37 protein-coding genes are annotated in these 26,178 nt (G+C 66.8%); 35 read left to right on the top strand and 2 right to left on the bottom strand.

Annotation, left to right across the window (positions count from 1 at the left end; translation table 11 throughout):
• Nucleotides 1–56: 56 nt before the first annotated feature.
• Nucleotides 57–791 (bottom strand): Crp/Fnr family transcriptional regulator, encoded by a 735-nt coding sequence (locus IE269_RS03270; protein WP_189821114.1) that lies wholly within the window; start codon nt 789–791, stop codon nt 57–59.
• A 358-nt stretch (nt 792–1,149) separates the two neighbouring features.
• Between IE269_RS03270 and rpsL the strand changes: the two genes are divergently transcribed.
• From rpsL to tuf, 4 genes are all read left to right on the top strand, one after another.
• The gene (rpsL, locus tag IE269_RS03265) at nt 1,150–1,521 is read left to right on the top strand and encodes a 30S ribosomal protein S12 (protein ID WP_003948652.1); all 372 of its coding nucleotides are present in this window, start codon (nt 1,150–1,152) and stop codon (nt 1,519–1,521) included.
• Nucleotides 1,522–1,523: 2 nt separating this feature from the next.
• Complete coding sequence (gene rpsG / locus IE269_RS03260) at nt 1,524–1,994, top strand: 30S ribosomal protein S7 (protein WP_189821113.1); 471 nt, start codon at nt 1,524–1,526, stop codon at nt 1,992–1,994.
• A 38-nt stretch (nt 1,995–2,032) separates the two neighbouring features.
• Nucleotides 2,033–4,162: an elongation factor G gene (fusA, locus tag IE269_RS03255; RefSeq protein ID WP_189821112.1), complete on the top strand. Its 2,130-nt coding sequence runs from the start codon at nt 2,033–2,035 to the stop codon at nt 4,160–4,162.
• 240 nt (nt 4,163–4,402) lie between these two features.
• On the top strand, nt 4,403–5,596 hold the full coding sequence (gene tuf / locus IE269_RS03250; RefSeq protein WP_189821111.1) for an elongation factor Tu: 1,194 nt from the start codon (nt 4,403–4,405) through the stop codon (nt 5,594–5,596).
• A 161-nt stretch (nt 5,597–5,757) separates the two neighbouring features.
• Here the strand turns inward: tuf and IE269_RS03245 are convergent, their stop codons facing one another.
• Nucleotides 5,758–7,806: a PIG-L family deacetylase gene (locus IE269_RS03245; protein ID WP_189821110.1), complete on the bottom strand. Its 2,049-nt coding sequence runs from the start codon at nt 7,804–7,806 to the stop codon at nt 5,758–5,760.
• A 608-nt stretch (nt 7,807–8,414) separates the two neighbouring features.
• Between IE269_RS03245 and rpsJ the strand changes: the two genes are divergently transcribed.
• The 31 genes from rpsJ to truA all read left to right on the top strand — a co-directional run bounded on the left by rpsJ (nt 8,415) and on the right by truA (nt 26,114).
• A complete protein-coding gene (gene rpsJ / locus IE269_RS03240) occupies nt 8,415–8,723 on the top strand; it encodes a 30S ribosomal protein S10 (protein WP_003948644.1) in 309 nt (102 codons plus the stop codon).
• A gap of 14 nt (nt 8,724–8,737) precedes the next feature.
• Complete coding sequence (gene rplC / locus IE269_RS03235; RefSeq protein ID WP_189821109.1) at nt 8,738–9,382, top strand: 50S ribosomal protein L3; 645 nt, start codon at nt 8,738–8,740, stop codon at nt 9,380–9,382.
• 7 nt (nt 9,383–9,389) lie between these two features.
• Nucleotides 9,390–10,040 (top strand): 50S ribosomal protein L4, encoded by a 651-nt coding sequence (gene rplD / locus IE269_RS03230; RefSeq protein WP_189821108.1) that lies wholly within the window; start codon nt 9,390–9,392, stop codon nt 10,038–10,040.
• Nucleotides 10,040–10,357 (top strand): 50S ribosomal protein L23, encoded by a 318-nt coding sequence (rplW, locus tag IE269_RS03225; protein ID WP_185028010.1) that lies wholly within the window; start codon nt 10,040–10,042, stop codon nt 10,355–10,357. The genes rplD and rplW overlap by 1 nt, the downstream gene beginning before the upstream one ends.
• 40 nt (nt 10,358–10,397) lie before the next feature.
• The gene (gene rplB, locus IE269_RS03220) at nt 10,398–11,234 is read left to right on the top strand and encodes a 50S ribosomal protein L2 (RefSeq protein WP_185028012.1); all 837 of its coding nucleotides are present in this window, start codon (nt 10,398–10,400) and stop codon (nt 11,232–11,234) included.
• A gap of 12 nt (nt 11,235–11,246) precedes the next feature.
• Nucleotides 11,247–11,528: a 30S ribosomal protein S19 gene (gene rpsS / locus IE269_RS03215; protein ID WP_138894198.1), complete on the top strand. Its 282-nt coding sequence runs from the start codon at nt 11,247–11,249 to the stop codon at nt 11,526–11,528.
• 41 nt (nt 11,529–11,569) lie between these two features.
• Nucleotides 11,570–11,917, top strand: coding sequence for a 50S ribosomal protein L22 (gene rplV, locus IE269_RS03210; RefSeq protein WP_135332555.1), 348 nt, complete (start codon nt 11,570–11,572; stop codon nt 11,915–11,917).
• Nucleotides 11,917–12,753 (top strand): 30S ribosomal protein S3, encoded by an 837-nt coding sequence (gene rpsC, locus IE269_RS03205; RefSeq protein WP_189821107.1) that lies wholly within the window; start codon nt 11,917–11,919, stop codon nt 12,751–12,753. Before rplV ends, rpsC begins: the two co-directional genes overlap by 1 nt.
• Before the next feature lie 5 nt (nt 12,754–12,758).
• Entirely contained in the window at nt 12,759–13,178 is a 420-nt protein-coding gene (gene rplP, locus IE269_RS03200) for a 50S ribosomal protein L16 (RefSeq protein ID WP_189821106.1), read from the top strand.
• Entirely contained in the window at nt 13,178–13,402 is a 225-nt protein-coding gene (gene rpmC, locus IE269_RS03195) for a 50S ribosomal protein L29 (RefSeq protein ID WP_028812369.1), read from the top strand. Before rplP ends, rpmC begins: the two co-directional genes overlap by 1 nt.
• Complete coding sequence (gene rpsQ / locus IE269_RS03190; protein ID WP_028812368.1) at nt 13,402–13,686, top strand: 30S ribosomal protein S17; 285 nt, start codon at nt 13,402–13,404, stop codon at nt 13,684–13,686. The genes rpmC and rpsQ overlap by 1 nt, the downstream gene beginning before the upstream one ends.
• Before the next feature lie 103 nt (nt 13,687–13,789).
• Nucleotides 13,790–14,158 carry a 50S ribosomal protein L14 gene (gene rplN / locus IE269_RS03185; protein ID WP_003966950.1) on the top strand — a complete coding sequence of 123 codons (369 nt, stop codon included), beginning with the start codon at nt 13,790–13,792 and terminating at the stop codon, nt 14,156–14,158.
• Between the two features lie 2 nt (nt 14,159–14,160).
• Nucleotides 14,161–14,472, top strand: a complete 312-nt coding sequence (rplX, locus tag IE269_RS03180; protein ID WP_189821105.1) for a 50S ribosomal protein L24 — start codon at nt 14,161–14,163, stop codon at nt 14,470–14,472.
• A complete protein-coding gene (gene rplE / locus IE269_RS03175; protein ID WP_189821104.1) occupies nt 14,472–15,029 on the top strand; it encodes a 50S ribosomal protein L5 in 558 nt (185 codons plus the stop codon). Before rplX ends, rplE begins: the two co-directional genes overlap by 1 nt.
• 5 nt (nt 15,030–15,034) lie before the next feature.
• Nucleotides 15,035–15,220: a type Z 30S ribosomal protein S14 gene (locus tag IE269_RS03170; RefSeq protein ID WP_003956452.1), complete on the top strand. Its 186-nt coding sequence runs from the start codon at nt 15,035–15,037 to the stop codon at nt 15,218–15,220.
• 221 nt (nt 15,221–15,441) lie between these two features.
• Nucleotides 15,442–15,840 carry a 30S ribosomal protein S8 gene (gene rpsH, locus IE269_RS03165; protein ID WP_067163170.1) on the top strand — a complete coding sequence of 133 codons (399 nt, stop codon included), beginning with the start codon at nt 15,442–15,444 and terminating at the stop codon, nt 15,838–15,840.
• Nucleotides 15,841–15,861: 21 nt separating this feature from the next.
• A complete protein-coding gene (gene rplF, locus IE269_RS03160) occupies nt 15,862–16,401 on the top strand; it encodes a 50S ribosomal protein L6 (protein ID WP_189821103.1) in 540 nt (179 codons plus the stop codon).
• A 3-nt stretch (nt 16,402–16,404) separates the two neighbouring features.
• On the top strand, nt 16,405–16,788 hold the full coding sequence (gene rplR, locus IE269_RS03155; RefSeq protein ID WP_189821102.1) for a 50S ribosomal protein L18: 384 nt from the start codon (nt 16,405–16,407) through the stop codon (nt 16,786–16,788).
• A gap of 46 nt (nt 16,789–16,834) precedes the next feature.
• Nucleotides 16,835–17,437: a 30S ribosomal protein S5 gene (gene rpsE / locus IE269_RS03150; RefSeq protein WP_114625512.1), complete on the top strand. Its 603-nt coding sequence runs from the start codon at nt 16,835–16,837 to the stop codon at nt 17,435–17,437.
• Nucleotides 17,437–17,619, top strand: coding sequence for a 50S ribosomal protein L30 (gene rpmD / locus IE269_RS03145; RefSeq protein ID WP_003966943.1), 183 nt, complete (start codon nt 17,437–17,439; stop codon nt 17,617–17,619). Before rpsE ends, rpmD begins: the two co-directional genes overlap by 1 nt.
• 1 nt (nt 17,620) lies before the next feature.
• Nucleotides 17,621–18,076 carry a 50S ribosomal protein L15 gene (gene rplO / locus IE269_RS03140; protein ID WP_189821101.1) on the top strand — a complete coding sequence of 152 codons (456 nt, stop codon included), beginning with the start codon at nt 17,621–17,623 and terminating at the stop codon, nt 18,074–18,076.
• 224 nt (nt 18,077–18,300) lie between these two features.
• Nucleotides 18,301–19,623, top strand: coding sequence for a preprotein translocase subunit SecY (gene secY / locus IE269_RS03135; protein ID WP_189821100.1), 1,323 nt, complete (start codon nt 18,301–18,303; stop codon nt 19,621–19,623).
• The gene (locus tag IE269_RS03130; protein ID WP_189821099.1) at nt 19,623–20,300 is read left to right on the top strand and encodes an adenylate kinase; all 678 of its coding nucleotides are present in this window, start codon (nt 19,623–19,625) and stop codon (nt 20,298–20,300) included. The genes secY and IE269_RS03130 overlap by 1 nt, the downstream gene beginning before the upstream one ends.
• Nucleotides 20,301–20,419: 119 nt before the next feature.
• A complete protein-coding gene (map, locus tag IE269_RS03125; protein WP_189821098.1) occupies nt 20,420–21,256 on the top strand; it encodes a type I methionyl aminopeptidase in 837 nt (278 codons plus the stop codon).
• A 592-nt stretch (nt 21,257–21,848) separates the two neighbouring features.
• A complete protein-coding gene (gene infA / locus IE269_RS03120) occupies nt 21,849–22,070 on the top strand; it encodes a translation initiation factor IF-1 (RefSeq protein ID WP_003956442.1) in 222 nt (73 codons plus the stop codon).
• 58 nt (nt 22,071–22,128) lie between these two features.
• Nucleotides 22,129–22,242 carry a 50S ribosomal protein L36 gene (gene rpmJ, locus IE269_RS03115; protein WP_009740505.1) on the top strand — a complete coding sequence of 38 codons (114 nt, stop codon included), beginning with the start codon at nt 22,129–22,131 and terminating at the stop codon, nt 22,240–22,242.
• Between the two features lie 203 nt (nt 22,243–22,445).
• Nucleotides 22,446–22,826 carry a 30S ribosomal protein S13 gene (gene rpsM, locus IE269_RS03110; protein WP_189821097.1) on the top strand — a complete coding sequence of 127 codons (381 nt, stop codon included), beginning with the start codon at nt 22,446–22,448 and terminating at the stop codon, nt 22,824–22,826.
• A gap of 74 nt (nt 22,827–22,900) precedes the next feature.
• A complete protein-coding gene (rpsK, locus tag IE269_RS03105; protein ID WP_003948617.1) occupies nt 22,901–23,305 on the top strand; it encodes a 30S ribosomal protein S11 in 405 nt (134 codons plus the stop codon).
• 185 nt (nt 23,306–23,490) lie between these two features.
• Nucleotides 23,491–24,513, top strand: coding sequence for a DNA-directed RNA polymerase subunit alpha (locus IE269_RS03100; RefSeq protein WP_185028035.1), 1,023 nt, complete (start codon nt 23,491–23,493; stop codon nt 24,511–24,513).
• Nucleotides 24,514–24,637: 124 nt separating this feature from the next.
• The gene (gene rplQ / locus IE269_RS03095) at nt 24,638–25,120 is read left to right on the top strand and encodes a 50S ribosomal protein L17 (protein ID WP_189821096.1); all 483 of its coding nucleotides are present in this window, start codon (nt 24,638–24,640) and stop codon (nt 25,118–25,120) included.
• A gap of 112 nt (nt 25,121–25,232) precedes the next feature.
• Nucleotides 25,233–26,114, top strand: a complete 882-nt coding sequence (gene truA / locus IE269_RS03090; protein WP_189821095.1) for a tRNA pseudouridine(38-40) synthase TruA — start codon at nt 25,233–25,235, stop codon at nt 26,112–26,114.
• Nucleotides 26,115–26,178: the final 64 nt, after the last annotated feature.

Raw genomic sequence — 26,178 nt, 5'->3', positions numbered from 1 at the left:
TGGAACTGTGACCGTGTACACAGAGCCACGTACGGTCCTCGACGGGTCACCCGGGGTTACGGCGGTGCGCCGTCCGTGGCCCGCGTCGCCCCGGAGCGGGCGATGCGCCGCAGGACGTCCGGGCGCAGGATCACCAGCGCCCGCCGCCCGGTGAGCACCACCTCCCGCTCCCGCAGGTCCTTGAGCAGCCGCTGCACCATTTCCCGGGAGGCCCCGACGGCCCCGGCCAGCTCCTGCTTGGACAGGGGCACGGCGACCTCGATGCCTTCGTCGGTGCGCCGACCGTGGGTGCGGGCGAGGTCCAGCAGCAGCACCGCGAAGCGTTCCCGGACGCTCAACGAGGCGAATTCCAGCCGTCGTTGGTCCGTCGCGCGCATGCGGTCCGCGGTGAGCCCGAGCAGTTGGAAAGAGGCGTCGGGCGAGCGGGCGAGGAAGCCCCGGAACTTCTCGTACTCCACGGCCTTGGCCTTCACCGGGGCCAGCGCGGTCACGGTCGCGGAGCGGGCCCGGCCGGTCAGGACGGCGGACTCGCCGATGATGTCGCCGGGGCCGCGCAGGGCCAGGAGGGCCTGGTAGCCGTTGGCCGCCGACGCGGTGACCTTCGTCCAGCCGTGCAGGATCAGCAGGATGTGGGCCGAGGGTTCGTTCTGGTGCAGCAGCGTCGCCCGCGGGATGAATTCCAGGTCGTTGCCGAGGGCGAGGAGGGCCGCGCGGTCCTCGCTCTCCAGCCGCGCGAGGAAGGGGACCCGGTCGTCGAGACCTCCGTCGCTGGGTAAGTGCGCAGCAGTCATGTAGCCCCCCGGTCAGCACGGCGGGCATCAATGTACTGAGAAGCGGTATCGAGCACCCCGGGAACGGCGGTATTGACAGGGCGGGCGGCTTCCCGCTCCCCGCCCCGCCGTCCCTGGACAGCATTTGTTTTGACCCAGGTCGATGAGGTAGGTACGCTCAGACCTTGTGCCTGGGGTGTGCCTGGGCTCCTGTGCGTGTCTACAGCCGCAGAGTGAGCTCGTCTTTGCAGGGCCCCCGTGATTCGCGTCGTTCTCCGCTTCCGGCGGAGTGTGCCGGGTCCGACACGCCCGACCGCGTGGGTCGGAGAGTGTTCCAGGTTAGTTTCACAGTGATCGGCACACAGAAACCGGAGAAGTAGTGCCTACGATCCAGCAGCTGGTCCGGAAGGGCCGGCAGGACAAGGTCGAGAAGAACAAGACGCCCGCGCTTGAGGGTTCGCCCCAGCGCCGTGGCGTCTGCACGCGTGTGTTCACGACCACCCCGAAGAAGCCGAACTCGGCGCTCCGTAAGGTCGCGCGTGTGCGCCTGACCTCGGGCATCGAGGTCACGGCCTACATCCCGGGTGAGGGCCACAACCTGCAGGAGCACTCGATCGTGCTCGTGCGTGGCGGTCGTGTGAAGGACCTTCCGGGTGTTCGCTACAAGATCATCCGCGGTTCCCTCGACACGCAGGGCGTCAAGAACCGTAAGCAGGCTCGCAGCCGCTACGGCGCCAAGAAGGAGAAGTAAGAATGCCTCGTAAGGGCCCCGCCCCGAAGCGCCCGGTCATCATTGACCCGGTTTACCAGTCTCCTCTTGTCACGTCGCTGATCAACAAGATCCTGCTCGACGGCAAGCGTTCCACCGCCGAGCGGATCGTGTACGGCGCCATGGAAGGCCTCCGCGAGAAGACCGGCGCTGACCCGGTCATCACGCTGAAGCGCGCGCTTGAGAACGTCAAGCCGTCGCTCGAGGTCAAGTCCCGCCGTGTCGGTGGCGCCACCTACCAGGTGCCGATCGAGGTCAAGCCCGGTCGCGCCGCCACCCTCTCGCTCCGCTGGATCGTGGGTTACTCCCGCGCCCGCCGCGAGAAGACGATGACCGAGCGCCTCATGAACGAGCTGCTCGACGCCTCGAACGGTCTTGGCGCTGCCGTCAAGAAGCGTGAGGACACCCACAAGATGGCCGAGTCCAACAAGGCCTTCGCGCACTACCGCTGGTAGTCGTTACCCACATCGAGACCGAGAGAAGACTGAGCCATATGGCCACCACTTCGCTTGACCTGGCCAAGGTCCGCAACATCGGGATCATGGCCCACATCGACGCGGGCAAGACGACCACCACCGAGCGGATCCTCTTCTACACCGGTGTGTCTTACAAGATCGGTGAAGTCCACGACGGCGCTGCCACGATGGACTGGATGGAGCAGGAGCAGGAGCGCGGCATCACGATCACGTCTGCCGCGACGACCTGCCACTGGCCGCTCAACGATGTCGATCACACGATCAACATCATCGACACCCCGGGTCACGTCGACTTCACCGTCGAGGTGGAGCGTTCGCTCCGCGTCCTCGACGGCGCTGTCACCGTGTTCGACGGTGTTGCCGGTGTCGAGCCCCAGTCCGAGACTGTCTGGCGTCAGGCGGACCGCTACGGCGTGCCGCGCATCTGCTTCGTCAACAAGCTCGACCGTACGGGTGCCGAGTTCCACCGCTGCGTCGACATGATCGTCGACCGCCTCGGTGCGGTCCCGCTCGTCATGCAGCTCCCGATCGGCGCCGAGGCCGACTTCAAGGGCGTCGTCGACCTCGTGTCGATGAAGGCGCTCGTGTGGTCCGCCGAGGCCGCCAAGGGCGAGATGTACGACACGGTCGACATCCCGGACACGCACACCGAGGCCGCCGACGAGTGGCGCGGGAAGCTGCTCGAGACGGTCGCCGAGCACGACGAAGAGATGATGGAGCTGTACCTCGAGGGCCAGGAGCCCACCGAGGAGCAGCTGATGGCGGCCATCCGCCGCATCACCCTCGCGTCGAAGGGCGGCGCCGGTTCGGTGACCGTCAGCCCCGTGTTCTGCGGTACGGCGTTCAAGAACAAGGGCGTCCAGCCCCTGCTCGACGCCGTGGTGCGCTACCTCCCCTCCCCCCTGGACGTCGAGGCCATTGAAGGCCACGACGTGAAGGACCCGGAGACGGTCGTCAAGCGCAAGCCGTCGGACGACGAGCCCTTCTCGGGCCTCGCGTTCAAGATCATGAGCGACCCGCACCTCGGCAAGCTCACCTTCGTCCGGGTCTACTCGGGCCGCCTGGTGTCCGGCACCTCGGTGCTGAACTCCGTCAAGGGCAAGAAGGAGCGCATCGGCAAGATCTACCGCATGCACGCGAACAAGCGTGAGGAGATCGAGTCGGTGGGCGCCGGCGACATCATCGCCGTGATGGGTCTCAAGCAGACCACCACCGGTGAGACGCTGTGCGACGAGAAGGCCCCGGTCATCCTGGAGTCCATGGACTTCCCGGCCCCGGTCATCCAGGTCGCCATCGAGCCCAAGTCCAAGGGCGACCAGGAGAAGCTGGGTGTTGCCATCCAGCGTCTCTCGGAGGAGGACCCCTCCTTCCAGGTGCACTCGGACGAGGAGACCGGCCAGACCATCATCGGTGGTATGGGTGAGCTCCACCTCGAGGTGCTCGTCGACCGCATGAAGCGCGAGTTCCGCGTCGAGGCGAACGTCGGCAAGCCCCAGGTCGCGTACCGCGAGACGATCCGCAAGACCGTCGAGCGCATCGACTACACGCACAAGAAGCAGACTGGTGGTACCGGCCAGTTCGCGAAGGTGCAGATCGCCCTTGAGCCCATCGAGGGTGGCGACGCGTCCTACGAGTTCGTCAACAAGGTCACCGGTGGCCGCATCCCCCGGGAGTACATCCCGTCGGTGGACGCGGGTGCCCAGGAAGCCATGCAGTTCGGCATCCTGGCCGGTTACGAGATGGTCGGCGTCCGCGTCACCCTTCTCGACGGTGGTTACCACGAGGTCGACTCCTCGGAGCTCGCCTTCAAGATCGCCGGTTCGCAGGCCTTCAAGGAGGGTGCCCGCAAGGCCTCTCCCGTGCTCCTCGAGCCGATGATGGCCGTCGAGGTCACCACGCCCGAGGACTACATGGGCGATGTGATCGGCGACCTCAACTCCCGCCGTGGCCAGATCCAGGCCATGGAGGAGCGCAGCGGCGCTCGCGTCGTGAAGGGCCTCGTGCCCCTCTCGGAGATGTTCGGCTACGTCGGAGACCTCCGCAGCAAGACCTCGGGTCGCGCAAGCTACTCGATGCAGTTCGACTCCTACGCCGAGGTTCCGCGGAACGTCGCCGAGGAGATCATCGCGAAGGCCAAGGGCGAGTAACTCTCCCGAGTCACTCACCGAGCGGCTCTTGAGTCACTCACCGGGCGGCCCACCCCAGGGCGGGCCGCCCACCGCGAGGACGGGTTCTCACCCGTACGAGCACACGCTTTAGGCTTATCACCGGAGCCACTGGGGCATTCAGCGCAATCCGTGCCGAATGCCCCGGGCGCCGGCATCCCAGCAAAGATCACCTGGCGCCGATGAAGCAAGGCGTACAGAACCACTCCGCAGGAGGACCCAGTGGCGAAGGCAAAGTTCGAGCGGACTAAGCCGCACGTCAACATCGGCACCATCGGTCACATTGACCACGGTAAGACGACCCTCACGGCCGCCATTACCAAGGTGCTGCACGACGCGTACCCGGACCTGAACGAGGCCTCGGCCTTCGACCAGATCGACAAGGCGCCGGAAGAGCGTCAGCGCGGTATCACCATCTCCATCGCGCACGTCGAGTACCAGACGGAGTCGCGTCACTACGCGCACGTCGACTGCCCGGGTCACGCTGACTACATCAAGAACATGATCACGGGTGCCGCGCAGATGGACGGCGCGATCCTCGTGGTTGCCGCCACCGACGGCCCGATGCCGCAGACGAAGGAGCACGTCCTCCTGGCCCGCCAGGTCGGCGTTCCCTACATCGTCGTCGCGCTGAACAAGGCCGACATGGTGGACGACGAGGAGATCCTGGAGCTCGTCGAGCTCGAGGTCCGTGAGCTCCTCTCCGAGTACGAGTTCCCGGGCGACGACCTGCCGGTCGTCAAGGTCTCGGCGCTCAAGGCGCTCGAGGGCGACAAGGAGTGGGGCCAGTCGGTCCTGAACCTGATGGCCGCCGTCGACGAGTCGATCCCGCAGCCCGAGCGCGACGTCGACAAGCCGTTCCTGATGCCGATCGAGGACGTCTTCACGATCACCGGTCGTGGCACCGTCGTCACCGGCCGTATCGAGCGTGGTGTCCTCAAGGTCAACGAGACCGTCGACATCGTCGGTATCAAGGAAGAGAAGACCACCACCACGGTCACCGGCATCGAGATGTTCCGCAAGCTGCTCGACGAGGGCCAGGCCGGTGAGAACGTCGGTCTGCTCCTCCGTGGCATCAAGCGCGAGGACGTCGAGCGCGGCCAGGTCATCATCAAGCCGGGCTCGGTCACCCCGCACACGGAGTTCGAGGCGCAGGCGTACATCCTGTCGAAGGACGAGGGTGGCCGTCACACCCCGTTCTTCAACAACTACCGCCCGCAGTTCTACTTCCGCACCACGGACGTCACCGGTGTCGTCACGCTGCCCGAGGGCACCGAGATGGTCATGCCGGGCGACAACACCGTCATGTCGGTCGCGCTGATCCAGCCGGTCGCCATGGAGGAGGGCCTCAAGTTCGCCATCCGTGAGGGTGGCCGGACCGTCGGCGCCGGCCAGGTCACCAAGATCACCAAGTAATTACCTGGTGATTGACCTGGCAGCTCGGTAGCGACAGCTCCCAGCTCCAAGGGAAGGGCCCCGGCCCCACCGCGCAAGCGGTGGGCGCCGGGGCCCTTCTCGTTCCTGTACGGGTTCTTCTTGTGCGTGTACGAGTCCTGCGCCTTGTACGTGTACGAGTCCTACGCCCGCCAGAGCCAGGGCACCGCGTCCGCCCCGAACCCCGCCACCACGGCGCCCGGCGTGCCGTCGACCAGGACCGGCGGCCCCACGCACACCCCCCGGTGCCGCTTCAACGCCCCCCGGGCGTCCCGGAGTTGGACCTCCCCCCGCTCGCCCCGGCCGAGCAGCACCCCGCCCGCGCCGGCGGCCACCGGACCGTACCCCTCCAGAACGAGCCCGGGCAGTGGCGAGCCGTCCGGGCGGATCGCGACGAGGGCGGGGGAGTGCGGGGCGCGGTAGAGGACGCCGAGCGAGCCGTCCGGCCGCAGGAAGGCGTGCGGCGCGCCGCCGGGCGCGGGCATCGCACCGCCCGCGCGGAGCGTCACCGGCGCGCCGGGGGTCGCCTGCCCCCAGTGCCGTACGGACGTGCGCGCGGCGGCGAAGAGATGCACCAGGCCCTGCCCGTCGACCGCCGCCGACAGGCCGTCCTGGATGCCGTCGCCGTCGCCCGTGCCGTCCCCGTCCGGGCCCTCCAGGGCGCGCCAGGGGCCCCACCAGCCACTCGCGTCCCGTACCCGCGTGCTGACGCTCTTCGCCGCGTTGCGCACGAACAGGTGGACACTGCCGTCGCCCGCGGTGACCGCGACCGGGACGCCGATCCGCCGTCCCCGGTCCGGGCGGCGCTCGGGGTTGCCGAGCGAGGTCCAGACGCGGCCGTCGTACTGGACGACCTCACGCCGGTTGGCGCCGCCGTGGCCGACCAGGGAGGCGATGCGCACGGCGAACAGCAGCTGCCCGCCGTCCTTCGTCGCGGCATGCCCGAGCGGGGGGGCCAGCGGTCCGCCGCCCAGATCCTCGGGGGCTCCCCAGCCCACCCCGCTCGCCCGCCAGCGCACCAGTCGCAGCCCCACCACGCCGTACGCCGAACGAACCCCGTCGGTCACCAACTGGGGCCCCGGATAACGGTAGTTGGTGGAGCGCACCCAGCCCTTCCAGTTCGTCAGCGGGCGGCCCTGGCCGACGCTGTAGTCCCCGCAGCCCGCCGGATTCCCGCACTCCCAGTCGGCGTCCCCGCCGTACGCGAGGAGGGTCTCGGCCTTCTCCCGCACCAGGCTCTCGGGGAGGTTCTTGGGCCAGTGCCGGTTGTAGTAGCCGCGGAAGGCGGAGGTGGTGAAGCGGGGGAGCGGCTCGCCGCTCGCGCTCTTCTCGGCGACCCAGCGGATCAGTGCCGCCCAGCTGAAGCAGGCGACGGCGGTGTGGTCGCGGTGGTCGGAGTAGCCCGGCTGCTCGCTGTCCTTGCTGCGTACGCGCGCGGTGCTGTGCTGGATGTCGGGGTCCGGGTCGAGGGTCTGCACGACGGTCGGCCGGTAGCGGTCCAGGAGCCCGGTGAGCGCGTCCACCAGCTCGTCGTAGTCGTACGAACTCGGCTTCTTCAGCGGGGAGTTGTCCGCCACCATCGTGCGCTGGCGCATTCCGCGGTCGCCCCAGAGCGCGGGCAGCGAGGGCCGGTTGCGGGGCGAGATGACGGAGATGTTGAGGAAGACCAGCTCGGCGCGGCGGTCGCCGTGGGCGAGGGTGTTCAGCTCGGCCTGTTGGCCGCCGCGCAGCTCCAGGACGGTGCGCTCCCACCGGGTGAACTTCGGCAGGCCCAGCAGGGTCGCGTACGCCTGACGGAGCCCCTGCTGGCGGGCGGAGACGTACGCGCTCTTGTCGGGCCGGGGCCGGGGGTGGCCCGGTGCGTGGTTGATCCCGTTGGCCTCGCCCGCGGTGACGTACACGGAGACGACCGGGGTGCCGGCCTCCAGGAGGCGCCGGGTGTCCGGGTTCATGAAGTACAGGTCGTCGTCGGGGTGCGCGAGCATCTGGAGCAGCAGCGAGCGCCCGGCGTGCGCGATGGGCCGCCCGGGCGCGGGATCGGGCCCCGGATCGCGCCGGCGCGGGGGCTGCGGCACCGTACAGGCCGCGAGCGGCAGACCCGCGGCGGCGGCCAGCAGGATGCGCCTGGGCAGTCTTCCGACCGGTTTTCCGGGCAGTCCTCCGGGCAGGCCGGGCCCCGTACCGCTGTGCATGTGTCCTCGCGCTCCGTCCGCTTCCCCCGCAGCGGCGGTCGTGCGCTGCGTCCCGTCGTGGGCGGCGGGACGGTGTCACGGGCAGGCGTCGCCGCCCCGCTGCGGTCAGCTAGACGGAGCGGGAGGGGCGGGGGTTGCCTGGGGTCGCCCGAACGGGCGGGGGAGCGGGGCGGGGGAGGGTGCCGGAGTTTGACCTCGGTCACGCTGCGGGTAATCTCTTCCGCCCGATTGGCGTGCCCCGTGCCCCGTATGGCAGACTGTCGGGGTTGCTCGGTTGAGTATCGATGCTGCACGCCTCCCGCCGGGAGGACCGGAAGCGAGTCCCACAGTACTCGTCGCCTTTATCTGCCCCCGGGCAGCAATGGGGCGGACGTACGGGAATCTTTCGGGAAGTGTTAGCGCGGTGCTGACCAGGCACCCGGTGGGTGTTCTTCCCCCGGCTTGCGGTCGCGGACCGTATCCCTTAGAGCAGGGAAATTCCTTGGGATTTCCAGCTGGCGAGGATGCGACACGCCCGACCGCGTGGGTCGGAGAAGGACGGTGCTGAGCGTTCAGAGCGCAGCCGCCCGGGTTCCAGAGCGTTAAGAGACAAAGGACTACTAGTAGCCATGGCGGGACAGAAGATCCGCATCCGGCTCAAGGCCTACGACCACGAGGTCATCGACTCCTCGGCGAAGAAGATCGTCGAGACGGTGACCCGCACTGGTGCGTCGGTCGCGGGCCCGGTGCCGCTGCCCACTGAGAAGAACGTGTACTGCGTCATCAAGTCGCCGCACAAGTACAAGGACTCTCGCGAGCACTTCGAGATGCGCACGCACAAGCGCCTCATCGACATCCTCGACCCCACGCCGAAGACGGTTGACTCGCTGATGCGTCTCGACCTGCCGGCGGGCGTCGACATCGAGATCAAGCTCTGAAGGGACGGGCCGAGATGAGCAAGAACATCAAGGGCGTCCTGGGCGAGAAGCTCGGCATGACCCAGGTCTGGGACGAGAACAACCGGGTTGTCCCGGTGACCGTCGTCAAGGCCGGTCCGTGCGTCGTGACGCAGGTACGTACGAACGACAACGACGGCTACGAGTCGGTCCAGATCGCCTTCGGCGAGATCGACCCGCGCAAGGTGAACAAGCCCCTCAAGGGTCACTTCGCCAAGGCCGACGTGACCCCGCGCCGCCACCTCGTGGAGCTGCGCACCCCGGACGCCAGCGAGTACACGCTGGGCCAGGAGATCACTGCCGAGGTGTTCGAGTCCGGCGTCAAGGTTGACGTCACGGGCAAGAGCAAGGGCAAGGGCTTCGCCGGTGTGATGAAGCGTCACAACTTCCACGGCGGCAAGGCCTCGCACGGTGCCCACCGCGTGCACCGCAAGCCTGGTTCCATCGGTGGCTGTGCCACCCCCGGCCGTGTCTTCAAGGGCATGCGCATGGCGGGTCGCATGGGTAACGAGCGGGTCACCACCCAGAACCTGACCGTCCACGCCGTTGACGCCGAGAAGGGTCTGCTGCTCATCAAGGGCGCCGTCCCCGGCCCCAACGGTGGCCTCGTCCTGGTCCGCACTGCGGCCAAGGGGGTTTGAGGAACCGATGAGCACCATTGACATCCTTTCGCCGGCAGGCGACAAGACCGGGACCGTCGAGCTCCCCGCGGAGATCTTCGACGCCAAGGTCAGCATTCCGCTGATCCACCAGGTCGTCGTCGCTCAGCTGGCCGCTGCCCGCCAGGGCACGCACAAGACCAAGCGTCGCGGCGAGGTCCGTGGTGGCGGTAAGAAGCCTTACCGCCAGAAGGGCACCGGCCGCGCCCGTCAGGGTTCGACCCGCGCCCCGCAGTTCGCCGGCGGTGGCGTCGTCCACGGCCCGCAGCCGCGTGACTACTCGCAGCGCACCCCGAAGAAGATGAAGGCCGCCGCCCTGCGCGGTGCCCTCACGGACCGGGCCCGCAACGCGCGCGTCCACGTCGTCACCGGCGTGGTCGACGGTGCGGTTTCCACGAAGGCCGCCAAGTCCCTGCTGGGCAAGATCAGCGAGCGCAAGCACGTGCTCCTGGTCGCCGAGCGTTCGGACGAGGCCGCGTGGCTCTCCGCCCGCAACCTGCCCCAGGTGCACATCCTGGAGCCGGGCCAGCTGAACACGTACGACGTGCTCGTCTCGGACGACCTGGTCTTCACCAAGGCCGCCTTCGAGTCCTTCGTGTCTGGCCCCAAGGCCGATGAGACCGAAGGGAGCGACGCCTGATGAGCGCCGTTACCAGCAAGACCTTCACGGACCACCGCGACATTCTTGTCAAGCCGGTCGTCTCGGAGAAGAGCTACGCGCTGCTCGACGAGAACAAGTACACGTTCATCGTCGCCCCGGGCTCCAACAAGACCCAGATCAAGCAGGCCGTGGAAGCGGTCTTCTCGGTCAAGGTCACCGGAGTCAACACGATCAACCGTCAGGGCAAGCGGAAGCGCACCCGCACCGGTTTCGGCAAGCGTGCCGACACCAAGCGGGCCATCGTGACCCTCGCCGAGGGCGACCGTATCGACATCTTCGGCGGTCCGACCGCCTAACGGCGGTCTGGATCGTCCGGAATCGGACGAGGACTGAGAAATGGGAATCCGCAAGTACAAGCCGACTACGCCGGGCCGCCGTGGCTCCTCCGTAGCCGACTTTGTCGAGATCACGCGGTCCACGCCGGAGAAGTCGCTGGTCCGCCCCCTGCACAGCAAGGGCGGCCGTAACAACGCCGGTCGTGTGACCGTTCGCCACCAGGGTGGTGGCCACAAGCGCGCCTACCGCGTGATCGACTTCCGTCGTCACGACAAGGACGGCGTGCCGGCCAAGGTCGCGCACATCGAGTACGACCCCAACCGCACCGCGCGCATCGCGCTGCTGCACTACGCGGACGGCGAGAAGCGTTACATCCTCGCCCCGCGTGGCCTGTCGCAGGGTGACCGGATTGAGAACGGCCCTGGCGCCGACATCAAGCCGGGCAACAACCTCGCGCTGCGCAACATCCCGGTGGGTACCACCATCCACAACATCGAGCTGCGGCCCGGTGGCGGTGCGAAGTTCGCCCGCTCCGCCGGTGCTTCCGTCCAGCTTCTTGCGAAGGAGGGCACCATGGCCCACCTTCGTATGCCTTCCGGCGAGATCCGCCTGGTCGACGCACGCTGCCGCGCCACGATTGGCGAGGTCGGCAACGCCGAGCAGTCGAACATCAACTGGGGCAAGGCCGGCCGCATGCGCTGGAAGGGCGTTCGCCCGACCGTTCGCGGTGTGGCGATGAACCCGGTCGACCACCCGCACGGTGGTGGTGAGGGTAAGACCTCCGGTGGTCGCCACCCGGTCTCCCCGTGGGGTCAGAAGGAGGGTCGTACTCGCTCGCCGAAGAAGGCTTCGAGCAAGTACATCGTCCGCCGCCGCAAGTCGAACAAGAAGCGCTAGGAGCGGGTTTAGATGCCGCGCAGTCTCAAGAAGGGGCCCTTCGTCGACGGACACCTCGTAAAGAAGGTGGACGTACAGAACGAAGCTGGCACCAAGAACGTCATCAAGACCTGGTCCCGGCGCTCGATGATCATCCCCAGCATGCTGGGTCACACCATCGCGGTGCACAACGGCAAGATCCACGTCCCGGTGTTCGTCACCGAGTCGATGGTCGGCCACAAGCTCGGCGAGTTTGCGCCGACCCGCACCTTCCGCGGCCACGTCAAGGACGACCGCAAGTCGAAGCGCCGCTAAGGCGGGGTGCGATGACTATGAACGACACCGAAGGGACAACCATGGAAGCCAGGGCCCAGGCGCGGTACATCCGCGTCACGCCCATGAAGGCCCGCCGCGTGGTGGACCTTATCCGTGGCATGGATGCCACGGAGGCTCAGGCGGTCCTGCGTTTCGCCCCGCAGGCCGCGAGCGTGCCGGTTGGCAAGGTGCTGGACAGCGCCATTGCCAACGCTGCACACAACTACGACCACTCGGACGCCTCTTCGCTGTTCATCAGCGAGGCGTTTGTGGACGAGGGCCCGACCCTGAAGCGGTTCCGTCCGCGTGCTCAGGGCCGTGCCTACCGGATCCGTAAGCGGACCAGCCACATCACCGTGGTCGTCAGCAGCAAGGAAGGAACCCGGTAATGGGCCAGAAGGTAAACCCGCACGGGTTCCGGCTCGGCATTACCACGGACTTCAAGTCCCGTTGGTACGCCGACAAGCTGTACAAGGACTACGTCAAGGAAGACGTCGCCATCCGCAGGATGATGACGTCCGGCATGGAGCGCGCCGGCATCTCGAAGGTTGAGATCGAGCGCACCCGTGACCGCGTGCGTGTGGACATCCACACCGCTCGTCCGGGCATCGTCATCGGCCGCCGTGGCGCCGAGGCCGACCGCATCCGCGGTGACCTCGAGAAGCTCACGGGCAAGCAGGTCCAGCTGAACATCCTCGAGGTCAAGAACCCCGAGATGGACGCTCAGCTGGTCGCCCAGGCCGTTGCCGAGCAGCTCTCCTCCCGCGTCTCCTTCCGTCGTGCCATGCGCAAGAGCATGCAGGGCACCATGAAGGCCGGCGCCAAGGGCATCAAGATCCAGTGCGGCGGTCGCCTCGGCGGCGCCGAGATGTCCCGCTCCGAGTTCTACCGCGAGGGTCGTGTGCCGCTGCACACGCTCCGCGCGAACGTGGACTACGGCTTCTTCGAGGCCAAGACGACCTTCGGTCGCATTGGCGTCAAGGTCTGGATCTACAAGGGCGACGTCAAGAACATCGCCGAGGTTCGCGCCGAGAACGCTGCGGCCCGTGCGGGTAACCGCCCGGCCCGCGGTGGTGCGAACGAGCGCCCGGCCCGTGGTGGCCGTGGTGGCGAGCGTGGCGGCCGCGGCCGCAAGCCGCAGCAGTCCGCGCCGGCAGCCGAGGCCCCCAAGGCCGACGCTCCCGTCGCCGCTGCTCCGGCTGAGAGCACCGGAACGGAGGCCTGACCGACATGCTGATCCCTCGTAGGGTCAAGCACCGCAAGCAGCACCACCCCAAGCGCAACGGCATGGCCAAGGGTGGTACTGAGGTCGCATTCGGCGAGTACGGCATCCAGGCGCTGACCCCGGCGTACGTGACGAACCGCCAGATCGAGGCCGCGCGTATCGCGATGACCCGCCACATCAAGCGTGGCGGCAAGGTCTGGATCAACATCTACCCGGACCGTCCGCTCACGAAGAAGCCCGCCGAGACCCGCATGGGTTCCGGTAAGGGTTCCCCGGAGTGGTGGATCGCGAACGTCAAGCCCGGTCGGGTGATGTTCGAGCTGTCCTACCCGAACGAGAAGATTGCTCGTGAGGCGCTTACCCGCGCTGCTCACAAGCTTCCGATGAAGTGCCGGATTGTTCGGCGCGAGGCAGGTGAGTCGTGATGGCGGCCGGTACCAAGGCGACCGAGCTGCGCGAGCTGAACGACGAGGACCTCGTCGCCAAGCTCCGTGAGGCCAAGGAAGAACTGTTCAACCTCCGCTTCCAGGCGGCGACCGGACAGCTCGAAAACCACGGCCGGCTCAAGTCCGTCCGTAAGGACATCGCCCGGATCTACACCCTGATGCGCGAGCGCGAGCTGGGCATCGAGACGGTGGAGAGCGCCTGATGAGCGAGAAGAATGTGACTGAGACGACTGAGCAGCGCGGATTCCGCAAGACCCGTGAGGGTCTGGTCGTCAGCGACAAGATGGACAAGACCGTCGTCGTCGCTGTCGAGGACCGCGTGAAGCACGCGCTGTACGGCAAGGTCATCCGCCGTACGAACAAGCTCAAGGCTCACGACGAGTCCAACGCTGCCGGCGTCGGCGACCGCGTCCTCATCATGGAGACGCGTCCGCTGTCGGCCTCGAAGCGCTGGCGCATCGTCGAGATCCTCGAGAAGGCCAAGTAAGTCCTTAAAGGGGTTTCCCTTTAAGTAGTTCCGCCAGGCTCGGTGGGGGGCCGTAGAAATACGGTCCCCCACCGGGAACCGGCAGACGATTCAGGAGATAGACGTGATCCAGCAGGAGTCGCGACTTCGCGTCGCCGACAACACGGGTGCGAAGGAAATTCTCACCATCCGTGTTCTCGGTGGCTCGGGTCGCCGCTACGCGGGCATCGGTGACGTCATCGTCGCCACCGTCAAGGACGCAATCCCCGGTGGCAACGTGAAGAAGGGTGACGTCGTCAAGGCGGTCATCGTTCGCACCGTCAAGGAGCGTCGTCGCCAGGATGGCTCGTACATCCGCTTCGACGAGAACGCCGCTGTCATTCTCAAGAACGACGGCGACCCCCGCGGCACCCGTATCTTCGGCCCGGTGGGCCGTGAGCTGCGCGAGAAGAAGTTCATGAAGATCATCTCGCTCGCGCCGGAGGTGCTGTAAGCATGAAGATCAAGAAGGGCGACCTGGTTCAGGTCATCACCGGTAAGGACAAGGGCAAGCAGGGCAAGGTCGTTCAGGCCTTCCCCCGCGAGGACCGCGTCCTGGTCGAGGGTGTCAACCGGGTCAAGAAGCACACGAAGGCCGGCCAGAACCAGGCCGGCGGCATCGTGACGACCGAGGCTCCGGTCCACGTCAGCAACGTTCAGCTGGTTGTGGAGAAGGACGGCAACAAGGTCGTTACCCGCGTCGGCTACCGCTTTGACGACGAGGGCAACAAGATCCGCGTTGCCAAGCGGACTGGTGAGGACATCTGATGACTGCCACCACCGCACCGCGCCTCAAGCTGCGCTACCGCGAGGAGATCGCCGGCAAGCTGCGTGAGGAGTTCTCCTACGAGAACGTCATGCAGATCCCCGGTCTGGTCAAGATCGTGGTCAACATGGGTGTCGGCGACGCCGCCCGTGACTCGAAGCTGATCGACGGGGCCATCAAGGACCTGACGACCATCACGGGTCAGAAGCCGGCCGTCACCAAGGCCCGCAAGTCCATCGCGCAGTTCAAGCTGCGCGAGGGTCAGCCGATCGGCTGCCACGTCACCCTCCGCGGTGACCGCATGTGGGAGTTCCTGGACCGTACGCTGTCGCTCGCGCTGCCGCGTATCCGTGACTTCCGTGGTCTGTCGCCGAAGCAGTTCGACGGCCGTGGCAACTACACCTTCGGTCTCACCGAGCAGGTCATGTTCCACGAGATCGACCAGGACAAGATCGACCGTACCCGGGGTATGGACATCACCGTGGTCACCACGGCGACCAACGACGACGAGGGCCGCGCCCTCCTTCGTCACCTCGGCTTCCCCTTCAAGGAGGCGTAAGCGAGATGGCGAAGAAGGCTCTTATCGCGAAGGCTGCCCGCAAGCCCAAGTTCGGCGTGCGTGCCTACACGCGCTGCCAGCGCTGCGGTCGTCCCCACTCCGTGTACCGCAAGTTCGGCCTCTGCCGCGTGTGCCTTCGTGAGATGGCTCACCGTGGCGAGCTGCCGGGCGTGACCAAGAGCTCCTGGTAATCACGTACTGCCCTTGTGGCGTACGGATTCCTAGAGCTCTCGGTAAGTATCTGGTCGGCAGGAGCCCCACCCCGAATGCCGTAGGCTAGAAGGGTTGGGCGCCTGCCGCCCATAACGACTTACTACGCCGTAGGTCCCCGCACCGCACCCGTCCCGCCTCTGAGTGGGGAGAGGGATGGCGCATACAGGAAACCCCGGCGAGAGAGGCCGAAGGCCAATTCATGACCATGACTGATCCCATCGCAGACATGCTCACGCGTCTGCGTAACGCGAACTCGGCGTACCACGACACCGTCGTGATGCCGCACAGCAAGATCAAGTCGCACATCGCGGAGATCCTCCAGCAGGAGGGCTTCATCACCGGCTGGAAGGTCGAGGACGCCGAGGTCGGCAAGAACCTCGTCCTCGAGCTGAAGTTCGGCCCGAACCGCGAGCGCTCGATCGCCGGCATCAAGCGAATCTCGAAGCCGGGTCTGCGCGTGTACGCGAAGTCCACCAACCTGCCCAAGGTCCTCGGCGGCCTCGGCGTGGCGATCATCTCCACGTCGCACGGTCTTCTGACCGGTCAGCAGGCAGGCAAGAAGGGCGTAGGTGGGGAAGTCCTCGCCTACGTCTGGTAGTCGGGAAAGGAAGGAAAGCTCATGTCGCGTATCGGCAAGCTCCCCATCCAGGTTCCCGCTGGTGTGGACGTCACCATCGACGGCCGCACGGTTTCGGTGAAGGGTCCCAAGGGCTCCCTCTCCCACACCGTTGCTGCGCCGATCGAGATTGTTAAGGGCGAGGACGGCGTGCTCAACGTCAACCGCCCCAATGACGAGCGTCAGAACAAGGCCCTGCACGGCCTGTCCCGCACGCTGGTGGCGAACATGATCACCGGTGTGACCCAGGGATACAGCAAGGCGCTCGAGATCAGCGGTGTCGGTTACCGCGTCCAGGCGAAGGGCTCCAACCTGGAGTTCGCCCTGGGCTACAGCCACCCCATCGTGATCGAGGCTCCCGAAGGCATCACCTTCAAGGTCGAGTCGCCCACGAAGCTCAGCGTCGAGGGCATCGACAAGCAGAAGGTCGGCGAGGTCGCCGCTAACATCCGCAAGCTGCGGAAGCCCGACCCGTACAAGGCCAAGGGCGTCAAGTACGCCGGCGAGGTCATCCGCCGCAAGGTCGGAAAGGCGGGTAAGTAAGCCATGGCATACGGTGTCAAGATTGCTAAGGGTGACGCGTACAAGCGCGCTGCCATCAAGCGTCGTCACATCCGCATCCGCAAGCACGTCTCCGGTACGCCGGAGCGTCCTCGCCTGGTCGTGACGCGGTCCAACCGCAACGTGACCGCTCAGGTCATCGACGACATCGCGGGCCACACGCTCGCGTCGGCGTCGACCCTGGACGTTTCGATCCGCGGCGGCGAGGGCGACAAGAGCGCCCAGGCCAAGCAGGTCGGCGCCCTGGTCGCTGAGCGTGCGAAGGCCGCCGGCGTCGAGACCGTCGTGTTCGACCGTGGTGGCAACAGGTACGCCGGGCGCATTGCCGCTCTGGCTGACGCCGCCCGCGAAGCCGGGCTGAAGTTCTAAGCCCCGGTTCCGGGACTAACGGACGTAACAGAGAGAGGTAAATCCAATGGCTGGACCCCAGCGCCGCGGAAGCGGTGCCGGTGGCGGCGAGCGGCGGGACCGGAAGGGTCGCGACGGTGGCGCTGCCGCCGAGAAGACCGCTTACGTTGAGCGCGTTGTCGCGATCAACCGCGTTGCCAAGGTTGTCAAGGGTGGTCGTCGCTTCAGCTTCACCGCGCTCGTCGTGGTCGGAGACGGTGACGGCACCGTAGGTGTCGGTTACGGCAAGGCCAAGGAAGTTCCCGCGGCCATCGCCAAGGGTGTCGAGGAAGCCAAGAAGAACTTCTTCAAGGTTCCGCGCATCCAGGGCACCATCCCTCACCCGATTCAGGGCGAGAAGGCCGCGGGCGTCGTCCTGCTCAAGCCGGCTTCCCCGGGTACCGGTGTTATCGCCGGTGGTCCGGTGCGTGCCGTGCTCGAGTGCGCCGGCGTTCACGACATCCTGTCGAAGTCGCTCGGCTCCGACAACGCGATCAACATCGTGCACGCGACCGTCGCGGCCCTCCAGGGCCTGCAGCGTCCCGAGGAGATCGCGGCTCGCCGTGGTCTGCCCCTCGAGGACGTCGCCCCGGCGGCTCTGCTTCGTGCGCGTGCGGGAGCGGGTGCGTAATGGCCCGTCTCAAGATCACGCAGACGAAGTCGTACATCGGCAGCAAGCAGAACCACCGCGACACCCTGCGTTCGCTCGGGCTCAAGCGCCTGAACGACTCGGTTGTCAAGGAGGACCGCCCCGAGTTCCGCGGAATGGTGCACACCGTCCGCCACCTCGTGACGGTTGAGGAGGTCGACTGACATGGCGGAGAACAACCCGCTGAAGGTCCACAACCTCCGTCCGGCTCCGGGCGCCAAGACCGCCAAGACCCGTGTGGGTCGTGGTGAGGCGTCGAAGGGTAAGACGGCTGGTCGCGGTACCAAGGGCACCAAGGCTCGTTACCAGGTGCCGGAGCGCTTCGAGGGTGGCCAGATGCCCCTCCACATGCGTCTCCCGAAGCTCAAGGGCTTCAAGAACCCGTTCCGCACCGAGTACCAGGTCGTGAACCTGGACAAGCTCGCCGAGCTCTACCCGCAGGGTGGCGAGGTCACGGTGGCCGACCTGGTCGCCAAGGGTGCTGTGCGCAACAACCACCTCGTCAAGGTCCTGGGCCAGGGCGAGATCTCCGTGGCACTGACGGTTTCGGTTGACGCCGCTTCCGCCTCCGCCAAGGAGAAGATCGCTGCCGCTGGCGGCAGCGTCACCGAGCTCGTCTGAGACAGCTCGATGGCTTGAACATCCGACCGGGGATGCCTCTCATATGGGGCATCCCCGGTTGGTCGTTCCTAGGGGGCGGGGTCCGCCGGTATGGTGGCGTGCACTGTTAACTTTCGCGCGGTGTGCCCACAACGCTGTCCGCTCGTTGTTTGACTGATACGTATTCGTCGATCCTCAATACCGTCACCCTTCGACGCAGTAGCGCGGGGGTCGCAGGAGGCACCGTGCTCACCGCGTTCGCCCGGGCGTTCAAGACGCCCGACCTGCGCAAGAAGCTGCTCTTCACACTCGGCATCATTGTGCTGTTCCGGCTCGGCGCGCACATTCCTGTCCCGGGCGTCAACTACAAGAACGTGCAGATGTGCATCGACTCCGCCAAGGAAGGCGGGGGCGGGCTCTTCAGTCTGGTCAACATGTTCAGTGGTGGCGCGCTGTTGCAGATCACCATCTTCGCGCTCGGCATCATGCCGTACATCACGGCGAGCATCATCCTTCAGCTGCTCACCGTGGTCATCCCACGGCTGGAAGCCCTGAAGAAGGAGGGGCAGTCGGGCACGGCGAAGATCACGCAGTACACGCGTTATCTGACCGTGGCGCTCGCCATCCTCCAGGGCACCGGCCTCGTCGCCACCGCCAACACGGGCGCCCTCTTCCAGGGTTGCGCCGAGGCGGTCCGCTCGCAGATCGTGCCGGACAAGTCGATCTTCACCACCGCGGTCATGGTCATCACGATGACCGCCGGCACCGCGATGGTCATGTGGCTCGGTGAGCTCATCACCGACCGCGGCATCGGCAACGGCATGTCCATCCTGATGTTCATCTCGATCGCCGCGGGCTTCCCGGCGTCGCTGTGGGCCATCAAGGACGGCGGCAAGATGGCCGACGGATGGATCGAGTTCGGCATCGTCATCCTGGTCGGATTCGCGATGGTGGCACTCGTGGTGTTCGTGGAGCAGGCCCAGCGCCGCATCCCCGTGCAGTACGCGAAGCGCATGATCGGCCGGAAGTCCTACGGCGGTACGTCCACGTACATCCCGCTGAAGGTGAACCAGGCGGGTGTGATTCCCGTCATCTTCGCTTCTTCGCTGCTCTACATTCCTGCTTTGATCGTTCAGTTCTCCGGTTCCACGGCGCCCTGGGCACAGTGGATCCAGACCAACCTGACCAAGGGCGATCACCCGTACTACATCGTCACGTACTTCTTGTTGATCGTGTTCTTCGCCTTCTTCTACGTGGCGATCTCGTTCAACCCCGAAGAAGTAGCGGACAACATGAAGAAGTATGGTGGCTTCATCCCGGGCATCCGGGCAGGTCGACCTACTGCTGAGTACCTGAGTTACGTGCTGAACCGCATCACGTGGCCGGGATCGCTGTACCTGGGTCTGATCGCTCTCGTGCCGACGATGGCGTTGGCCGGCTTCGGTGCGAGCCAGGACTTCCCGTTCGGCGGCACAAGCATCCTCATCATCGTGGGTGTGGGTCTGGAGACCGTGAAGCAGATCGAGAGCCAGCTCCAGCAGCGCAATTACGAAGGGTTCCTCCGCTGATGCGTATCGTCCTCGTCGGGCCGCCGGGCGCGGGCAAGGGAACGCAGGCCGCGTTCCTCGCCACGAACCTGTCGATCCCGCACATTTCCACGGGTGACCTCTTCCGGGCCAACATCAGCCAGGGCACGGCCCTCGGCCTGCAGGCCAAGGCGATCATGGACGCCGGAAATCTGGTCCCCGACGAGGTCACGATCGGCATGGCGCTGGACCGCATGGCCCAGCCCGACGCCGAGGGCGGTTTCCTCCTCGACGGCTTCCCCCGCAACGTCTTCCAGGCCGAGGCGCTCGACGCCGCGCTGAAGGAGCAGGGGCAGAAGCTGGACGCCGTCCTGGACCTGGAGGTCCCGGAGGAAGAGGTCGTCAAGCGGATCGCCGGCCGGCGCATCTGCCGCAACGATTCCGCTCACGTCTTCCACGCGACGTACAGCCCGCCGAAGACCGAGGGCGTCTGCGACGTCTGCGGCGGCGAGCTCTACCAGCGCCCGGACGACACCGAGGAGACCGTGCGCAAGCGGCTCGACGTCTACCACACGCAGACCGAGCCCATCATCGACCACTACAAGGCGCAGGGCCTGGTGGTCACCCTCTCCGCGGAAGGCAAGGTCGCCGAGGTGACCGCGCGCGCGATGGACGCCCTGAAGCGTGAGGGGCAGCCGGAGGAGGGCCAGGGCGCTTAATCGCCGCCCGGCTCCTATACGTACGACGGTGAAGGCCGCGGTGTCCCCAGGGCGCCGCGGCCTCGCTGTTGTGGCCGTAGTGTTGAAACCCAAGTCATACGAGCGTGGAAGGCACACCCATGGTGGAGATCAAGACTCCCGAGCAGATCGCGAAGATGCGTGAGGCGGGCCTGGTCGTCGCCGCCATTCACGCGGCGACCCGCGAGGCGGCCGTTCCCGGCGCCAGCACCAAGGACCTGGACGAGGTCGCCCGCAAGGTGCTCGCCGAGCACGGCGCGAAGTCGAACTTCCTCGGGTACGGCGGTTTCCCCGCCACGATCTGCACCTCGGTGAACGAGGTCGTCGTGCACGGCATCCCGGACGAGAAGACCGTCCTCAAGGACGGCGACGTCATCTCCATCGACTGCGGCGCCATCATCGACGGCTGGCACGGCGACGCGGCGTACACGGCCTTCGTCGGCTCGGGCCACGCGCCGGAGCTGCTGGAGCTCTCCCGGGTGACCGAGGAGTCCATGTGGGCCGGCATCGCCGCGATGAAGAACGGCAACCGCCTGGTCGACATCTCCAAGGCCATCGAGGGCTACATCCGCCGCCAGCCCCGCCCGGCCACCGGCAAGTACGGGATCATCGAGGACTACGGCGGGCACGGCATCGGCTCCGAGATGCACATGGACCCGCACCTGCTGAACTACGTCACGCGCAAGCGCGGCAAGGGCATCAAGCTGGTCCCCGGCGTCTGCCTCGCCATCGAGCCGATGGTCTCGCTCGGCACCGCACAGACGGAGGTCCTGGCGGACGACTGGACGGTCATCACGACCGACGGCACCTGGTCCTCGCACTGGGAGCACTCCATCGCCCTCACGGAGAACGGCCCGCTCGTCCTGACCGCCGTCGACGGCGGCAAGGCGAAGCTCGCGGAGTACGGCATCACGGCGGCGCCGGACCCGTTGGCCTGACGGCGGGCGGGGCTGTCTTCGGCGGTCGGGCGGGGCGCTCGCCGGTCGGAGGCCGGCGCAGCAGCGCGAAGCTTGTGAGGCGCCCCCGGGCGCCGAGCCCGCGAGTGCTGCGTCGAGAAGGGGTCGGCGGCAAGGCGAAGCTCGCGGAATATGGCATCACGGCGGCGCCGGACCCGTTGGCCTGACGGCGGGCGGGGCTGTCTTCGGCGGTCGGGCGGGGCGCTCGCCGGTCGGAGGCCGGCGCAGCAGCGCGAAGCTTGTGAGGCGCCCCCGGGCGCCGAGCCCGCGAGTGCTGCGTCGAGAAGGGGTCGGCGGCAAGGCGAAGCTCGCGGAGTACGGCATCACGGCGGCGCCGGACCCGCTGGCCTGACGGCGGTCCCGCACCCGCTGGGGTGAATGGGCTGCGACCCTTTGGCGGGCCTTCGGGGCGCTTGGGGTGAAGGCCGCATAACGATCATCAGTGTTGGGCAAACTTGACGGATTCGTCTTTTCGGGTGGCCTGACGTAGACTGACTCGTCGGCTCGCGTGCATCCGTATGCCTGCATACGAAGTGCAAGAGTCGATCAAGGTAGCCGATTCGAAGGGCGAAGCGTGGCCAAGAAGCAAGGTGCCATCGAAATCGAGGGCACCGTGATCGAGTCCCTCCCGAACGCCATGTTCAAGGTGGAACTGCAGAACGGTCACAAAGTCCTCGCGCACATCAGCGGCAAGATGCGTATGCACTACATCCGCATCCTCCCGGATGACCGGGTCGTCGTGGAGCTCTCTCCGTACGACCTGACGCGCGGCCGGATCGTCTACCGGTACAAGTAGATCTTGCCGCGCCCCTTCCGGGGGGCGAGTGGCACTGACCCGGAGAACCTGACATCCCATGAAGGTCAAGCCGAGCGTCAAGAAGATCTGCGACAAGTGCAAGGTGATCCGCCGTCACGGCCGGGTCATGGTCATCTGCGAAAACCTGCGCCACAAGCAGCGCCAGGGCTGACGCACGACCTTTCCTGCATCTCGCAGTTCTTCGCGCGACGCAAGCAATTCGTACATACGCAGAGCACGACCGGTCCTTGAGGCCGGCGGCACCTCCGGCGGGGGCCGGGGACCCGGACGTACCACCCCACTCGTTGACGAGTGCGGTCGGCGGTCGGGAGCGGCTCTGTGGAAGACCCCCGAAATAACAACTGGAGCCATTGAATGGCACGCGTTTCCGGTGTTGACATCCCGCGCGAAAAGCGCGTGGAGATCGCACTCACCTACGTCTTCGGTATCGGGCGCACCCGGTCCAAGGAGATTCTCGCCGAGACCGGCGTGAACCCCAACACCCGCGTTCGTGACCTGGCCGAAGAGGACCTGGTCAAGATCCGCGAGTACGTGGACGCCAACCTGCGCACCGAGGGTGACCTCCGTCGCGAGATCCAGGCCGACATCCGCCGCAAGGTCGAGATCGGCTGCTACCAGGGTCTGCGTCACCGCCGCGGTCTCCCGGTCCACGGTCAGCGCACCAGCACCAACGCGCGTACCCGCAAGGGCCCGCGTCGCGCGATCGCCGGCAAGAAGAAGCCGGGCAAGAAGTAGTCCTTAGCGGACACGCTTACCAAGCGGTCTTCGCTGTAGGACCGACCACCTCCCTCTCCATCTGGAGTTAAGACATGCCCCCCAAGGGACGTCAGGGCGCTGCCAAGAAGGTGCGCCGCAAGGAAAAGAAGAACGTCGCTCACGGCCACGCGCACATCAAGAGCACGTTCAACAACACGATCGTGTCCATCACGGACCCGACCGGCAACGTGATCTCGTGGGCCTCCGCCGGCCACGTGGGCTTCAAGGGCTCGCGCAAGTCCACCCCCTTCGCCGCGCAGATGGCCGCCGAGTCGGCCGCCCGCCGCGCGCAGGAGCACGGCATGCGCAAGGTTGACGTCTTCGTCAAGGGTCCCGGCTCCGGCCGCGAGACCGCGATCCGCTCCCTCCAGGCCACGGGCCTCGAGGTCGGTTCGATCCAGGACGTCACCCCGACGCCGCACAACGGCTGCCGTCCGCCGAAGCGTCGTCGCGTCTGATTCGTCGCCCGGTGCTTTCCGGGCGTCGCGTCCGCAATACCTCGTGTCGTGAGTGGCCGTACGGAGACCGACCTCCGTACGGCGCTCGCTTCGCGTTTCGGGCGGTACAGCTCTTCGGGGCCGTATCGCCCGTACCCTTGTGGTAGTTGGCGTCAAATAGTGGGCGCCAAGAACAAAGGAACCCCATGCTTATTGCTCAGCGCCCGTCGCTGACCGAAGAGGTCGTCGACGAGTACCGCTCCCGGTTCGTGATCGAGCCGCTGGAGCCGGGCTTCGGTTACACGCTCGGTAACTCCCTGCGTCGTACGCTCCTCTCCTCGATCCCGGGTGCGGCGGTCACGTCCATCCGCATCGACGGTGTCCTGCACGAGTTCACCACCGTGCCGGGCGTCAAGGAGGACGTCACCGACCTCATCCTCAACATCAAGCAGCTGGTCGTCTCCTCGGAGCACGACGAGCCGGTCGTGATGTACCTGCGCAAGCAGGGTCCCGGCCTGGTCACCGCTGCCGACATCGCGCCCCCGGCCGGTGTCGAGGTGCACAACCCGGACCTGGTCCTCGCCACGCTCAACGGCAAGGGCAAGCTGGAGATGGAGCTGACCGTCGAGCGCGGTCGCGGCTACGTCTCCGCCGTCCAGAACAAGCAGGTGGGCCAGGAGATCGGTCGTATTCCGGTCGACTCCATCTACTCCCCGGTGCTCAAGGTCACGTACAAGGTCGAGGCGACCCGTGTCGAGCAGCGCACCGACTTCGACAAGCTGATCGTCGACGTCGAGACCAAGCAGGCCATGCGCCCGCGTGACGCCATGGCGTCCGCCGGCAAGACCCTGGTCGAGCTGTTCGGTCTGGCGCGCGAGCTCAACATCGACGCCGAGGGCATCGACATGGGCCCGTCCCCGACGGACGCCGCCCTGGCCGCCGATCTGGCGCTGCCGATCGAGGAGCTGGAGCTCACCGTTCGGTCGTACAACTGCCTCAAGCGCGAGGGCATCCACTCGGTGGGCGAGCTCGTCGCCCGCTCCGAGGCGGACCTGCTCGACATTCGCAACTTCGGTGCGAAGTCGATCGACGAGGTCAAGATGAAGCTCAACGGCATGGGCCTGGCCCTCAAGGACTCGCCCCCCGGGTTCGACCCGACCGCCGCCGCCGACGCCTTCGGCGCCGACGACGACGCGGATGCCGGTTTCGTGGAGACCGAGCAGTACTAAGGCTTACCCCGGGTGCGCTCCCCTCGTGTGGAGCGTGCCCGGCACACACTGCCCGTGAGCGTCCGCTCGTGGGGTCCTGACACCGGTACCTGATACGGCCGGTGCAGATTCAAGGAGAAACACCATGCCGCGTCCCGCAAAGGGTGCCCGTCTGGGCGGCAGCGCCGCGCACGAGAAGCTGCTCCTCGCGAACCTCGCGAAGTCGCTGTTCGAGCACGGCCGCATCACGACGACCGAGGCCAAGGCCCGTCGTCTGCGTCCCGTCGCCGAGCGTCTCGTCACCAAGGCGAAGAAGGGCGACATCCACAACCGTCGCCTGGTGCTCCAGACGATCACGGACAAGAGCATCGTCCACACGCTCTTCACCGAGATCGCCCCGCGCTACGAGAACCGCCCCGGTGGTTACACGCGCATCACCAAGATCGGCAACCGTCGTGGCGACAACGCCCCGATGGCCGTGATCGAGCTGGTCGAGGCCCTCACCGTGCAGCAGAACGCTGTGGGCGAGGCCGAGGCCGCCACGAAGCGCGCCGTGAAGGAAGACGCCAAGGCCGAGCAGGCTGAGGTCGTCGAGGACGCGAAGCCCGAGGGCGACGAGTCCAAGTAGTACCTCGTACTGCTGAGTTGTACTGGACGGGCCCGTTCCCAGGTTTCTGGGGGCGGGCCCGTTCTGCTGTGCGGGGTCGGGTTTCGGTTCGGGGTGAGCGTGGAGGTTGGCTGTGGCTGAAGAGGTGGCGGAGGGTTTCGTACGGGTCAGGCTCGACCTCTCGTACGAGGGCAAGGACTTCTCCGGGTGGGCGAAGCAGCCCAGCGGGCGGCGGACCGTGCAGGGGGAGATCGAGGCGGCGCTGCGGACGGTGACCCGGTCGGAGGTGAACTTCGACCTGACGGTGGCCGGGCGGACCGACTCCGGGGTGCATGCGCGCGGGCAGGTGGTGCACGTGGATCTGCCGGAGCAGGTGTGGGCGGAGCACGAGGAGAAGCTGCTGCGGCGGCTCGCGGGGCGGCTTCCGCACGACGTACGGGTGTGGAGCGTGGCGCGGGCGCCCGAGGGGTTCAACGCGCGGTTCTCGGCGATCTGGCGGCGGTACCAGTACCGGGTGACGGACCATCCGGGCGGTGTCGATCCGCTGATCCGCAGTCATGTGCTGTGGCACGACTGGGAGTTGGACGTCGAGAGGATGAACGCGGCCTCGGCCTTGCTGGTCGGTGAGCACGACTTCGCGGCGTACTGCAAGAAGCGCGAGGGGGCGACGACGATTCGTACGCTCCAGGAGCTGTGGTGGGAGCGGGGGGCGGACGGGGTCGTCACCGGGACGGTGCGGGCCGATGCCTTCTGCCACAACATGGTGCGGTCGCTGGTGGGTGCGCTGTTGTACGTCGGGGACGGGCACCGGGACGTGGAGTGGCCGGCGAAGGTGCTGGCGGCGCGGGTGCGGGACTCGGCGGTGCACGTGGTGAAGGCGCACGGGCTCACCCTGGAGGAAGTGGCGTATCCGGCGGACGAGTTGCTCGCGGCGCGGGCGGTCGAGGCGCGGAACGTGCGGACGTTGCCGGGGAGCGGGGCCGGAAGTGGGGAGAGCGGGGGCGGTTGTTGTTGATGTGGGTCGGGGGTCGTGAGGGGCGCTCGATGGCGAGGGGGCTTGTCGTGACTTGTCCCGGGTC

The sequence above is a fragment of the Streptomyces spiroverticillatus genome (assembly GCA_014650415.1).
Taxonomy (GTDB): domain Bacteria; phylum Actinomycetota; class Actinomycetes; order Streptomycetales; family Streptomycetaceae; genus Streptomyces; species Streptomyces spiroverticillatus.
Note: the sequence above shows the minus strand (reverse complement) of the source record. Positions and strands in the feature narration are given on the sequence as shown.